Annotated in this window: 15 protein-coding genes and 1 tRNA gene; 6 read left to right on the forward strand and 10 right to left on the reverse strand. The window is 60.4% G+C overall.

What is annotated here, in order from left to right; translation table 11 throughout:
- The first annotated feature begins 170 nt into the window (after window positions 1-170).
- Complete coding sequence (locus AC4DF4_RS07080) at window positions 171-2,252, forward strand: Ig-like domain-containing protein (RefSeq protein ID WP_490047415.1); 2,082 nt, start codon at window positions 171-173, stop codon at window positions 2,250-2,252.
- A 16-nt stretch (window positions 2,253-2,268) separates the two neighbouring features.
- On the opposite strand, the gene AC4DF4_RS07085 is transcribed toward AC4DF4_RS07080, so the two are convergent.
- Window positions 2,269-2,589, reverse strand: coding sequence for a bactofilin family protein (locus AC4DF4_RS07085; protein ID WP_490047416.1), 321 nt, complete (start codon window positions 2,587-2,589; stop codon window positions 2,269-2,271).
- 223 nt (window positions 2,590-2,812) lie between these two features.
- On the opposite strand from AC4DF4_RS07085, the gene AC4DF4_RS07090 reads away from it, so the two are divergent.
- On the forward strand, window positions 2,813-3,160 hold the full coding sequence (locus AC4DF4_RS07090) for a P-II family nitrogen regulator (RefSeq protein ID WP_490047417.1): 348 nt from the start codon (window positions 2,813-2,815) through the stop codon (window positions 3,158-3,160).
- A 12-nt stretch (window positions 3,161-3,172) separates the two neighbouring features.
- Here the strand turns inward: AC4DF4_RS07090 and AC4DF4_RS07095 are convergent, their stop codons facing one another.
- Window positions 3,173-3,349 (reverse strand): hypothetical protein, encoded by a 177-nt coding sequence (locus AC4DF4_RS07095; RefSeq protein ID WP_490047429.1) that lies wholly within the window; start codon window positions 3,347-3,349, stop codon window positions 3,173-3,175.
- Here AC4DF4_RS07095 and AC4DF4_RS07100 point away from each other — a divergent pair.
- Window positions 3,336-3,587 carry a DUF3817 domain-containing protein gene (locus tag AC4DF4_RS07100; RefSeq protein WP_490047428.1) on the forward strand — a complete coding sequence of 84 codons (252 nt, stop codon included), beginning with the start codon at window positions 3,336-3,338 and terminating at the stop codon, window positions 3,585-3,587. The genes AC4DF4_RS07095 and AC4DF4_RS07100 overlap by 14 nt on opposite strands.
- Here AC4DF4_RS07100 and AC4DF4_RS07105 read toward each other — a convergent pair.
- The 4 genes from AC4DF4_RS07105 to AC4DF4_RS07120 form a co-directional block, all read right to left on the reverse strand.
- The gene (locus AC4DF4_RS07105) at window positions 3,584-5,080 is read right to left on the reverse strand and encodes an NAD(P)H-hydrate dehydratase (protein WP_490047418.1); all 1,497 of its coding nucleotides are present in this window, start codon (window positions 5,078-5,080) and stop codon (window positions 3,584-3,586) included. The genes AC4DF4_RS07100 and AC4DF4_RS07105 overlap by 4 nt on opposite strands.
- Window positions 5,081-5,119: 39 nt before the next feature.
- Window positions 5,120-5,722, reverse strand: coding sequence for an N-acetylmuramoyl-L-alanine amidase family protein (locus AC4DF4_RS07110; protein ID WP_490047419.1), 603 nt, complete (start codon window positions 5,720-5,722; stop codon window positions 5,120-5,122).
- Window positions 5,723-5,827: 105 nt separating this feature from the next.
- Window positions 5,828-6,712, reverse strand: coding sequence for a hypothetical protein (locus tag AC4DF4_RS07115; RefSeq protein WP_490047420.1), 885 nt, complete (start codon window positions 6,710-6,712; stop codon window positions 5,828-5,830).
- 76 nt (window positions 6,713-6,788) lie between these two features.
- A complete protein-coding gene (locus AC4DF4_RS07120; protein ID WP_490047421.1) occupies window positions 6,789-7,862 on the reverse strand; it encodes a phosphate acyltransferase in 1,074 nt (357 codons plus the stop codon).
- 83 nt (window positions 7,863-7,945) lie between these two features.
- Here AC4DF4_RS07120 and AC4DF4_RS07125 point away from each other — a divergent pair, with 83 nt between their 5' ends.
- The gene (locus AC4DF4_RS07125; protein ID WP_490047422.1) at window positions 7,946-8,743 is read left to right on the forward strand and encodes a histidinol-phosphatase HisJ family protein; all 798 of its coding nucleotides are present in this window, start codon (window positions 7,946-7,948) and stop codon (window positions 8,741-8,743) included.
- 91 nt (window positions 8,744-8,834) lie between these two features.
- Here the strand turns inward: AC4DF4_RS07125 and AC4DF4_RS07130 are convergent, their stop codons facing one another.
- The 3 genes from AC4DF4_RS07130 to AC4DF4_RS07140 all read right to left on the reverse strand — a co-directional run bounded on the left by AC4DF4_RS07130 (window position 8,835) and on the right by AC4DF4_RS07140 (window position 10,432).
- The gene (locus AC4DF4_RS07130) at window positions 8,835-9,515 is read right to left on the reverse strand and encodes a vWA domain-containing protein (RefSeq protein WP_490047423.1); all 681 of its coding nucleotides are present in this window, start codon (window positions 9,513-9,515) and stop codon (window positions 8,835-8,837) included.
- 127 nt (window positions 9,516-9,642) lie between these two features.
- Entirely contained in the window at window positions 9,643-10,020 is a 378-nt protein-coding gene (locus AC4DF4_RS07135; RefSeq protein WP_490047424.1) for an Hsp20/alpha crystallin family protein, read from the reverse strand.
- A gap of 25 nt (window positions 10,021-10,045) precedes the next feature.
- Window positions 10,046-10,432 (reverse strand): Hsp20/alpha crystallin family protein, encoded by a 387-nt coding sequence (locus tag AC4DF4_RS07140; RefSeq protein WP_490047425.1) that lies wholly within the window; start codon window positions 10,430-10,432, stop codon window positions 10,046-10,048.
- Window positions 10,433-10,755: 323 nt separating this feature from the next.
- Between AC4DF4_RS07140 and AC4DF4_RS07145 the strand changes: the two genes are divergently transcribed.
- Together AC4DF4_RS07145 and AC4DF4_RS07150 are read left to right on the forward strand one after the other, a co-directional pair.
- Complete coding sequence (locus AC4DF4_RS07145) at window positions 10,756-11,325, forward strand: class I SAM-dependent methyltransferase (RefSeq protein WP_490047426.1); 570 nt, start codon at window positions 10,756-10,758, stop codon at window positions 11,323-11,325.
- 116 nt (window positions 11,326-11,441) lie between these two features.
- A tRNA-Tyr gene (locus tag AC4DF4_RS07150) sits at window positions 11,442-11,527 on the forward strand.
- Between the two features lie 511 nt (window positions 11,528-12,038).
- On the opposite strand, the gene AC4DF4_RS07155 is transcribed toward AC4DF4_RS07150, so the two are convergent.
- The gene (locus AC4DF4_RS07155) at window positions 12,039-12,335 is read right to left on the reverse strand and encodes a hypothetical protein (RefSeq protein ID WP_490047427.1); all 297 of its coding nucleotides are present in this window, start codon (window positions 12,333-12,335) and stop codon (window positions 12,039-12,041) included.
- Window positions 12,336-12,512 lie beyond the last annotated feature (177 nt).

Raw genomic sequence — 12,512 nt, forward strand, 5'->3', positions numbered from 1 at the left:
CGGAACGACACGCTCCCGGCGGGTTTCCCGTCCTGTGGTGGCAGGGCCGGATTCTCGACCAGCAGGGAGATTTCCGGGCCGCCAAATCCGCGCTTGATCGGTTTCTCGCGAAGACGCCGGGCCATTGGGGTGGTCTGGCTTCCAGAGCCCGCGTCGAGAGCAAGCTCGGCATGGACAAGGAGGCGCTGGATGATTTACGCGCCGCCCTCGCGGCTAATCCCGAGGCCCAGCCGGACCTGGTTGTTGAAGTGGCGCAGGCGCTCGCGTGCGGCGGGTTGGCGGACGAAGCGGTGCGGGTGCTTGAGGCTGGCGTGAAGCGCCTCGGCCCGATCCCGTCGCTCCAGCTGAAGATCCTCGAAGTGGAGCTGAACGCGGGCCGTTATGACTCCGCGCTTTCCCGCTTGGACGCCATGCAGCGCTCCGCCCCGCGGCCGGAACCTTGGATGGAGAAGCGCGCGTCCATCCTCGCGCAAGCCGTCGATCTTGCCAGCACCTACTCGGGGAATTTAGACGGCATGGGCACGGCAGGCGTCACCGCTCCCGCAGGCTGGACTTTTCACGCCATCGCCGGTGACAGCGGTGATTGGACGACAAGCGTCATCGCAACCGGCGCAGGCGGTGGCACCGCCAATGCCACGCCCATCGCATCGACCACCACGACCGTGAAAAGCAGCACCTGGACGAATTTTCCGGCATTCAATCCAACGATCACAACCGTTCCGAACTCCGTTGGCGTGACCACGACGGCACCCGCCCTCGTTACTTTCAGCAGTGCGCTGGCTAACAATTCCACCGTGCTCTTCCGCTGGGTGGATGACAATGCGCAAACTCAATCACCCGACCAAATTCTTGGACTGGATAACCTCAGTATCGCCGTGCCGATCGGTCAAACACCCGTCGCCACCTTGACTGCTCCGGAAAACGGCTCCGTTTGGTATCTCGGTGACACCATCAACCTCACTGCCACGGCTTCGGATTCGGACGGCTCTGTCACCAAGGTGGAGTTCTACCAGGATGCCATCAAGCTCGGTGAAGACACCACGAATCCTTACGAGTATGCATGGACCGGTTTCGCGGCAGGCGATTACAGCCTCACCGCCCGCGCGACTGACAACGATGGCAATGTCGGCACCTCCGCAGCTGTGCCGATCACCGTGTTCGCGGGGGCGTCCGGTACGCTCACCCGCAGCCCTTATCTCAATTCCGCGAGTCACAACAGCATCGTCGTCCGCTGGCGCAGCAGCCAATCTATCGTCGGCCGGGTCCGCTACGGTCTTGCCCCGGACGCGTTGAACCAGTTCACGGACGAGTCCGCCGCCCGCACCGATCACGATGTGAGACTCACCGGTCTAACGACTTATACGCGCTATTACTACAGCTTCGACTATGGAAACATCCATTTCATCTGCCTCGACTCCCAAGCCAGCGTCACCACGGTCGATAATCCGGCCACCACCGGCGTGAACGAGGATGGCCCGATGGCCACCTGGCTCCGCGCGGATCTCGCTGGCACCACCGCCACAGCCACCATCGCAGGCATGGTGATCTCGCCCGACGGCGCCTACATCAAGCCGCTCACCGGTCCACGCGATCATTTCGGCGCGGTTTACAACACCGCGGGCATGTCCGGTCTGAAGGGCGCGGAAGCCATCGATCACAGCGCCATGTATGTTTCCTATAACAACGTCGGCACGGTCAACCTTGACGTGAACGGCAACTCTCTCACCTGCACTTTCGTCCAGTCCGGCGGTGCCACTCCCGACAACTTCACCATCACCAAGCAAGGTGCGGGGGATAGCGACGGGGACGGCATGTCCGATGCCTACGAGATCGCCAACGGGCTGAGCCGTTATACAAACGATGCGGCGGACGGCTCCGACTCCGACGGGCTTTCCAACTTTCTTGAATTCGCCTTCGGTCTGAATCCGAACGTCAATGACGGCGGTTTCGTGGAAGCGGATATTCCCGGTGGAATCCTGGCCAAGCGCGGCAAGCCGTCACCATGGTGTCACGCCTCCATCAACGGCACCGATTTCCGGGTCGTTTACATCCGCCGGAAAGACGCCGCCGGAACCGGTCTGGTCTACACCCCGCAGTTCAGTGGAGACTTGGTCAATTGGACGGACAGCGCGGCCACTCCGACTGTCCTCGCCGATGACGGCGAGGTCGAAGCCGTGAGCGTCGAATACCCGCTGTTTCCCGCCGCGCAAAACGGCGGCTTCTTCCGTTTGGGAGTCCGCACCACGCATTGATCCGAACGGCCCGGCCTCAGCCGCCGATGTCGGTGCGGCCGGAGAGCTGGGCGCCTTCTTCCATCGAGAAAACCTTGGACTTGATGTCGCCGTTGATCTTCGACTTGTCCTTCAGTTCGCAGCGCTGGGAGGTGATTTTGCCTTCGACCTTGCCGTAAACCTTCACTTCGCCGGCGGTTACGTCGCCCTTGATCACGGCGTTTTCGCCGATGGTCACGCGGCCCTTGTCCGAAGTGATCTCACCGTCGATTTTTCCATCGATGATCATGTCGTTGGAGAAGCGGATGGAACCGGTGATTTCGATTCCGCTGGAGAGCACGTTAGTCGGATTGGCCATGAGGCGGTTAAATGAGCAAAGCCCCGGCGGGTTGGCAATGGCAAAGATTTGCGGATTCGGGTCGAGTTGGTCCGCGGCGGCGTGAGATGATTTTGGCGGGGAGGCGCTTTTCCTCTCGTCAGCGGCGCGTGCGATGGATAAGTTCGGTGCAGAAAATAAATGAAAGAGGCGGTGAATTGGCACGCTCTTTGCTTTTACTTTTCATCACCAATCCTGCCCAACTATGAAAAAAATCGAAGCGATCATCAAACCATTCAAGCTTGAAGAAGTTAAAGAGGCCCTCGCTGAGGTGGGTGTGCAAGGTATGACAGTTACCGAGGTCAAGGGCTTCGGTCGTCAAAAGGGCCATACGGAAATCTACCGCGGTTCCGAATACACCGTGGATTTCCTGCCGAAAGTGAAGATCGAAATCGTGGTGGACGACGCGCAGGCGGACGGCGTGGCCTCGGCCATCGTGAAGAGCGCGAACACCGGCAAGATTGGTGACGGCAAGGTTTTCATTTCCAACGTTGAAGAGGCGATCCGCATCCGCACGGGTGAGACAGGCACTTCGGCCGTGGCGGTCAACTGATCGCAGGCATTTTCAAACTTCACGACCAATGGTTTTCCACCCGGAGACCATTGGTTTTTTTTGTAATTGCGAGATGCAGGAAGGAATCGTTTTTAACGGCATGCCGAATTGGAAAACCACGGTGGGGCGGGTGAGGATTTGCGGGACGATTGAAGGCGTTTCGTTCATTCTTCTGATGGGCGTGGCCATGCCGCTGAAATATTTGGCGGGCATGCCGGCCGCGGTGAAATGGCCCGGGTGGATTCACGGGATCCTTTTCATCGTCTATTGCCTGGCGATTCTGATGGCTCTGGTGAACGGACGGCTGTCGTTTGGGAAATCGGTGCTCGCCTTCGTGGCTTCGCTGCTGCCGTTCGGGCCGTTCCTGATCGACCGGATTCTCGCCAAGGACGAGGCGGAGGAAATCTCGGACTGCGGGATTTCCTAGCGGCGGGAGGATTTCCAATCCCGGAAGGCGGCGCCGAGGAAATGAAGGACATCGCTTGGCGCGAGTGATTCCTCGGACAGGTTTTCTTGGTTCAAGGCGACTTCGGCAGCGCGCCCGCAGAGCCACGCGCCGAGCGCGGCAGCGTCCACGGGGGAGTCGCCGATGGCCAGGCGGGCACCGATGACTCCGGCCAGCAAGTCGCCTTGGCCGCCGGTCGCCATGCCGGGAGTGCCGGTGGAATTGCACCAAAGCGGCTGGCCTTGGCGGGTGACGATGGTGCGGCAGCCTTTCAACAAAAGGGTGGCGGGGACACGGTCGGCAAATCGCCGTGCCGCTTCTTCCCGCGGCAAATCGCGGAGGTCAGGGGCGAGTCTCGCGAATTCTCCCGAGTGCGGAGTGAGAAGGTGGTTTTCCCTGAAAATCCCGGTTCTCCCCGATTTGGCGATGAGGTTCAGGGCATCCGCGTCGAGGACGGCCGGGGCGGGGGAGTTTGCAATCAAATCCAGCAGGCCTTCCGCCATCGGCGTGTCCATTTCGCCCAATCCACAGCCGATGACCCATGAATCGAACGTAAACGCCGACAATTCCCGGGGATCGTGAAAGCCACGGACGATGATTTCAGGCGGGCATTTCGCGGAGATGGTGTCCCGGGCGGCGTTGGGAACGAAAAGGGTCACCAGCCCGCCACCACCGCGCAGGGCCCCCGTGGCGGCGAGGGCCGCGGCTCCGGTGTAGGCTGCGGAACCCGCTAGGATAGCCACTCGTCCAGCCTGGCCTTTGTGAAAATCGAACGGGCGCGGCGATTTCCCGCAATCGAGTGTTTGTGGCGAAATGAGTTCAAAGTCCCCCGGACGGGTGACGGTGAGTGGCTCGACAGCCACCAAGGCGAGTGCTCCGGTGGCGGTTGCGGCGTGGCCGCAGAGCAGCCCTCGTTTGGCGTTGCCGATCATGAAGGTGACATCCGCGATGACGGTGTCCTGGGAAATCCGGCCGGAATCAGGATCGATTCCTGAAGGTAAATCGACGGCTGCGACGCGAGCTCCCGCATGCTGCCGGAGCGCCGCCATTTCCCCGGCGAGCTGGACAAGTGGCGCGCGCAACGCCCCGCTCGTGCCGCTGCCGAGAAGTCCGTCCAATAACAACAGCGGTGTTGCGAGATCGCGCCAGCCGGGTGTTTGATCCAAAGGAGTCTCGATGCCGAGTTCCTGCCATTTTTTGCGGGTGAGGGGAGCGCATTCCTCGACCGGATAGGCGTTGCGGATTGCTGTTTTCCAGCCAAACTCGTCGCGAAGGATTCGCAGCGCCACCAAGCTGTCTCCGGCATTGTGGCCTTTCCCAAGATAGCCGACCACATTGCCGGGCTTGGGGAAATAGCAGCCGATCGCGCGTCCGAGCCGCACACCGGCCCGATTGAGAAGTTGTTCCTCGGACCAACCTGCGGTCACGGCTGAGACCTCAATGGCCCGCGTTTCAGCAATCGTGATTGCGGCCATAGGGAGATCTACACCGCTTTCCCAGCAGTGTCTTCAAATTTAATAGCCGCGGCGGTAGCGTTGGATGCCGTCCGCGATTCCCTGGGCGATCGATTCGCGGAACCAACCGGATTTCATGCGGTCGCGTTCCTCGGCGTTGCTGACGAAGCCGCCCTCGACGAGGATGGAGGGCAGCGTCGTATTGCGGATCACGTAAAAACGCGCGTATTTCGCGCTGCGATCCACCGTCCGCGTCCGGCGAATCAAGCTGCTTTGGACGAGTTGGGCGAGGCGTTTGCCCTCCTCGGTGGAATAGAAGGTTTCCAGTCCGCTGACGTGTTGCTTCCAAGTGTAGTTGTAGTGGATGCTGACGAAAATCGCGTTCTTGTAGCGGTTGGCCGTGCTGACGCGCTGGGGCAGCGAGATGAAATAATCGCTGCGGCGGGTCATCACCGTCTGATAGCCAAGGCTTTTCAGCTTGGTTTCAAGCCGGGCCGCCGTGTCGAGGGCGAGGTGCTTTTCATAAACCCGGCCCCACTGGCCGCCGTTGTCGTGGCCGCCATGGCCCGCGTCGATCACCACGGTGCGGAAACTCGCGGCGTCCACCGTGCTGCCGAGGCCGCACAAAGCCGTCAGCGCGAGAAATTGAAAGATGATTTTCATGGGATGAAAAGTAAGTTCGTAAAACAATTAGGATATCTTGATATTTTTTGAAAATTGTAAAGCCAATTTCTGATTCTTTATGAAATCCACCCGAGCAAAAGGGAGTCAGTATCCGGCGGGTGGGCGATCCGATGCCTTGCGGATCTTTGCCTTGGCTTCGGCGGCGGCTTTTTGGTCGTAGGGAATGCTGTTGGCGACACGAACGCTGCCATCCGCGAAGGTCAGCAATTGCGGGTCTCCCTGACTGCCGCGCTGATGGATCTGGCGCTCCGCGACCTTGCCGTCGGTATCGATTTGGTAGTGGACCCACATCGTCGGAGTCGCGAGGAACATCACGTGCATGCGTTGTTGGCGATCCACCGTGGCAAGCGGTTTCCGGAGCATCAGGACATCGCCGAGAAGGAAAGTCCTGACATTCTGGCCGGTCCGGCCATCGATGATTTGGGCGTAGATCTGGGCTTTTTCGTCACCGCTGAAATTAAGGACGCGGAACTCCCGGGTCATGCCGGATCTGCCGGGAATGCCGACCTTTTGGGACCAGTATGGCACTCCGGGGCTTTGCGTGAACAATACCCGGCCGGTGGATGAGCCTTCGACCGTGCTCCCGGGCATGTGGACCAGCGCTCCGACCGAGAAATTGCCCGGCTCGCTCAGTTGGAAATGTTGACCCAGATCGATCTCGCGCGCCAGGGATTCTCCCGCACGGATCGTCATCCTTCCAAACAGGGTGCGGCCCTTCGGCGTGACGGATTCTCCGCGGCTGTCTTTCAGGATGAAATCGAGCCATTGCGTGCGCCCGTCACTGGTAAAAGTGAGTTCGCGGCCCGAGTGGTTGGTGATGGTGACGACGGCGATCACGGGTTCGCCCGCCAGATATTGCTTTTTGGAGAGTTTGAGAGATGCCGAGAGTTGGGCGTTTGCCAAGCCCGCGAGGGCGATGAACAGGATCAATAAACTCCGGATGATAATCACCCCGCACCAGTAGCGCACCCGTGCTGAGGCGTCAATCTAACGAAACTATCGGCCGGATTTTCCGCAAATCCCGCGCGACCGGGCCCCGGCCTTCTCAGACCTCCCCGTCGGGGTAAAGCTGGTGGAACTTGATGGCTTCCACCGCGATGGCCGCGGCGGTGCCGAAAATCGTCTCCACCGTCGCCGTCCGCGGCACTTGCGCCGCGGGGCGGGACAGGCCGAGGATGAGCAGGCCGTAGTTTTGCGCTCCGGCGACGTGCTGGAGCAGCTTCAGCGAAATGTGGGCCGCGTCCAAATTCGGGAAAACCAACACGTCCGCCGTCGGGCGCGCTTCCGCGGCGGGAAGCTTCGTTTCCGAGGCCTCGGGGTCGAGCGCGACATCCGCCTGGAGCTCGCCCTCGATGCCGATGTCCAGAAACTGCTTCAACGCTTCATCCCGCGCCAGCGAGGTGGCGGCGGCCATCCGTTGGGCGTCCGGCGTGTTGGCGGAACCTTTCGTCGAGTGGCTGAGCATGGCCACGAAGGCTTTTCGTCCGAGGAAATGGTGCGCCAGTTTCCCGGTTTCCAAGGCGATCGCCGCCAGCTCGGCGACGTCGGGGTTCGGGTTCAGTCCGCAATCCGCGAGAAACAAGATCCCACTTCCGCCCAGATGTTTGAGGTGATCGCCGGTCAAAATCGTCACGCCGAAGATTTTCGGGACGTTAGGCAATGGTTTGATCGTTTGCAGCAGCGCACGGAAATAGGCCGCGGGAAGCGCCTGGTTGCCGCCGACCAACGCGTCCGCCTGGCCGTATTGGACCATCAGCGCGCCGAAATAGTGCGGGCGGGCGACGATTTCCGCCGGATCGCCGATCTGCATGGTCCGGTAGCGGGCCATGTTTTCCACCCGCTTGCAAAACAGCCCGAAGTCCGAGGCGAGCGGGGGATCGATGATGTGGACGAATTTCAGCGAAACGGAATGTTTCGCGGCAAGGGCGCGGATGCGATCGCGGTTGCCCAGCAGGATCGGCGCGACCACTTCTTCCGCCACCAGCCGGGCGGCGGCGCGGATGACGCGGATGTCCTCGCCTTCGGTGAAAACCACCCGCTTCGGATGGTGGCGGAGTTGGTCGAGGAGGTAGCGGGTGACGCAATTGCCCGTGGCGGGCTCTGGGGAAATGTCGGACATGGAAACTCTGGCGCTTGCAGCGTGCCGGGACTCTAGTATGGCTTCTCTCGTCGCTTCAACCCGATTCATCCCGAAATACGCAAGTGCCCGCCGACTATCACACCCACACGCCGCTTTGCCGCCACGCCGAGGGCGAGCCGGAAGCCTTCATCGAGGGAGCGGTGAAAGCCGGACTCAGCGAGTATGGGATTTCCGACCACGCGCCACAAATCCCCGAACCCTTCGATGACTGGCGGATGGCCGAGGCGGAACTTCCCGAGTATTTCCGCTGGATCGAGCGCGCCCGCGCCCAAGCCGCAGGCCGGATTCCCGTCCGCGCCGGCTTGGAATGCGACTGGCTGACAGGCTGCGAACCGTGGATCGCCGAACTCGCTGCCCGCCACGACTGGGACTATCTGATCGGCTCCGTCCACTACCTGGGCGACTGGGATTTCGACAACCCGAAGTGGCTCGGCCGCTGGGCGGAAAGCGACGTGGACGCCGTCTGGACGCACTATTGGGAAACCTATGCGAAAATGGCGGACAGCGGCGCGTTCGACATTCTCGCCCACCCGGATCTGGTGAAAAAATTCTCCCATGTCCCCGCCGGCGATCTTGACCGCTTTTACGAGCCGGTCATCGACGCCATCGCTGCGGCCGGCAGCGTCATCGAAATCAACACCGCTGGCTGGCACAAGCCGTGTGGCGAAGCCTATCCGACGCCGCGCTTTTTGGAACTCGCGTGCTCCGCCGGCATCGGCCTGGTGATTTCCTCGGACGCGCACGCGCCCGGCGAGGTTGCCCGGGATTTCCCGAAAGCCATCGAAATCGCCAGGGCGGCGGGCTATCGCGAGACCGTGCTTTTCGAAAGGCGCCAGCGCCGCACCGAACCCCTGATCTAGCAAAATTGATCCCCGCGCCGCGATGTCATGAGCTAAGGCCGGGTGCAATCCACCAGCTCGCGCGACGCGGGGAACTTTCGCGGGGGCGAAATTATTTCCCGTCGTCCTTGCGTTCCTCCTCTTCACGCAGGGTTTCCAGCGGAGCGGCGGCATCGTGGACGGTGGCGGCGTCGGTATCACCCTGGCTGCTGCGGCGGAAGGCGCTCATTTTCCGGCTGAGCGCTCCTTTGGACGAGGTGTAGGAATGCTCGCTCATCGCGAAGTTCGTGGTGTTGTTAGCCTGGATGCTCATTTTCCCGGCCGTGGCGATGGCGTCCTGGTTCGCTCCCAGAAAAAGGAACTGCCACTGGTATTTCTCCGACTGATGGCGGATGCGTTTCGCAACGGCCTCCCAGGAATAACGGGTGGAGGCGTTCTCCTCGCCATCGGTTAAAATCGCGATGATCACCTGGCCCGGGCGATCCTTCCCGGGCGTCGCCGCGAGCTTGCTGCCGAGGTCGTCGATGGTCCGGCCGATGGCGTCCAGCAACGCCGTGCTGCCGCGCGGGACGAAGGTGGAGGTGTCGAGTTCCACGACCTCCGCGATCGGCACCGAGTGGAACGGCAGCTCGTATTGGTCATCGAACAGCACGAGCGTGAACCGCGCGTGGCCGGGGACTTGTTGCTGCTCTCGAAGCAGGCGGTTGAAGCCGCTGATGGCTGGCTCGACCATCGCCTGCATGGAGCCGGAGCGGTCGAGGACGAAGACGATTTCAGTGTGGGCGTTGTTCATAACGCCTCCATTCAAGCACCGGGGGTGGGACAAATAGCGGGGCTCCCTCGGGAAAATTTGAGAAATTTTTCCGAGGGGTTGTTGTTCCATCAAAATCCCGCAAGCAGAGCTCCACGCGGTGCCGAGCTCACTTCACCTCGATGACGCGCGGCTTGGCTTCCTCGCTGACCGGCACTTTGAGCGTCAGGATTCCTTCCTCGAACGAGGCGGTGGTCTTGGTGCCGTCAAGACGGGACGTGAGACGGATATTGAGACCGTAGCTCTGGGCCGGATTGGTGTCGCGCAGGGTTTTCCAGTTTTCGGGAACCCCGTCGCTGCGTTTGCCTTCGATCATCAGGCTGGATTCGTGGAACGTGAGTTTCAAATCCTCCTTGCGCACTCCGGGCAAGGCGACTTGCAGGCTCGCGCCGTTTTCGTCCTCCTCCGCGTGGAAATACGGACGTTGGACGATTTCCTTCTGCTCCGCGGTGGGAGCGGTGTCGCTGGGGGTCATGCAGGCATTCATGATTTTAGGGAGTTAGGGTTCGGATTTATTGGATCGGGATGAGGGTGGGCGCGGCAATGGCCTGCGGCTTTTTCGGCAGGGTCAGTTCGAGCACGCCGTTTTCCAAATGGGCGGAGATCGCGGCGGCATCGACCTCGTCACCGAGCCGCCATTGGCCTTCGAATTTCCCGCTGAAAGGCCGGTCGGCAGGGGATTCCGCGGCGACTTGGAGCGTGTGGTCGTTCATCGTCAGCTTGATGTCTTCCTTGCGGAAACCGGGAAGGTCCAAGCGCAGAATCCAAGCGTTGTCGGACTCGTGGAATGCCTCGCGCGGACCAAGGGTGAAGGCTGGATTGCGGAAGCTTTGGTCGAAGAGCCGGTCCAGCTCGCTCACCCACGACAAGGTGGGTTGGTATCTTTGGATGAAGTTCATGACGGTGGATTGGTTGGTGATTTGGTTGTTTTGATGACGCGGATCCCACCTCGCCGGATGGCGGGGTGGATTTCCAACCTTCCTTTCGCAGGATTCATGCGAAGTGGGTGGCGATTGATTCAAGTTACTCTAAATCAATGGAAAATAAAATTCCTTGAGCTGCGACCGGTCAGTTGAGCCCCTCTCGAAACGGGAACTATTGTCGCGCTTGGGACGCTTTGGCCGGATCAATCTGGCGCGGATGTCCGCAGCGGGTGACTCACTCCTGAATCTCGTGCTAGACCTGCGGCCCGGTCGCGGCTTTACTCCGGCGTCACCTCCATATGAGCCTCCTTTTCTTCAAGCGCGTCCTGGCGAACCCGATCCGCGTCGGCTACATCGTCCCGAGTTCCGGGTTTCTGACCCGCAAAACCGCGAGGCGTATTGATTTCTCCAAGCCGCGGGTGGTCATCGAACTCGGTCCCGGCGAGGGCTGCCACACCCGCCAGATCGTCCGGCGGATGAACGCGGAGTCGCGGCTCGTGCTCATCGAGCTGGATGATCATTTCGCCGCGCACTTGGAAAAACAGTTCGTCCACGACAAGCGGGTGACCGTGGTGCACACCGACGCCTTGTGCTTGGCTGAAACCCTGACGAAGATGGGCATTTCCAATCCCGACTACATCGTCTCGGGCATTCCCTTCACCATCATGGAGCGCGAACTGCGCGAGAAGTTGCTCGCCAACATCTCGCTGGCGATGGGCCCGGAAAGCGTGTTCATCACTTATCAGTTTTCGCTGCAGATCTCCGAACACGAGCTTTTCGATCTCTCGCGCAGCGACCTCTGCCTGCTCAACGTCCCGCCGCTCACGGTGATGGAGTTGCGTAAATCCGCCACGGCCATGAGGGCTTGAAAGGGGAGCGGTGGCGGTGCCATCCCGGCAATTCCGAGAAAATGTCCTGTCAGGGTGAAATTCCTCTTGTCAGATCCGGTATCGATCCTCATACCTCCGCCCCGCGCAAGCGGAATGGGTAGATGCCCGAGTGGCTAAAGGGGGCAGACTGTAAATCTGCTAGCGTAAGCTTACGTTGGTTCGAATCCATCTCTACCCACCATGCTTAAAGTCAACGACTTAGGGAGCTGGAAGGCTTCATTTTTGTTGGGGATGGAAAATCGCAATTGCCCGAATGCTGCCCCTATCAGACGGCTTCTCGTTTTCCTTTCTGTCGTGGACTTGTTCAAAGCGTGTCATCAAAATCCTTTTAGAGACTATGGTGATCAAGGGGTTCTTCCTCCAGGAGGTCATAAATTTTGAAATCCGCCTACGCGGTGAATGAGAAACACCCCCCGTCCGCCGACCCGCACCACGTCGCAGCAGGCCGCGCGGCTGATGGCAGTGTTGTCGGCGTTGTCAGCGGGTGTTTTCAGGCTCTGCGGCAAATGGGGGCTCATGAGCATGACAGTTTGTGAAATTTGCGCACCTCAAAGGCTCTCCATTCTTTATACTACATGGGATTCGCCGCCGTTGAAGGGGCATGACAGCTCGCATTGCCTCCCTGTTCCCTCTCCAGGGTCAGCCGCACCACCGACCGTTCACACTCCCGGGTCTGCCACCATCCGCCCCCGCTACAGAAACTCCGGACGGGCGTAGAGGGCCTCCATAAACTCAGCCAGTGGAACAGCGGTCACCTTGTTGCCGTTCATCACGACCAGCCCTTCGGCAGCGAGGCGGGTGAGCACCTTGTCGCGCTCGTCGGCGTTGAGGGATTGGGTGTGGCGTTGCAGCTCGCGGCGGGTGAGTGGTCCCTTGTCCCTCAGGTGGCGCAGCAGGGCCAGCGCCTTGCCGCGCGGACATCCCGGGTAGAAGCCGAGACAATGGTAGGCCAGGCTGGCGATGCTGAGGACAATGCCACGGAACGCCATGGCGTGCAGCTCCATGAAGATCGCCGCAATCTCCTCACTAGTGTCTCGTGAAATTCAAATTGTTGGATAGAGTGATTTGAGTTTGATGCGGGCTTTTTCGTTGGTGAACTGCCAGTTGATCGAATTGGATTCCTCATTCTTCCGGGCGAGATAGGCTTTCACTTCGTTGGTGAATTC

The sequence above is a fragment of the Luteolibacter sp. genome, from assembly GCF_058122085.1.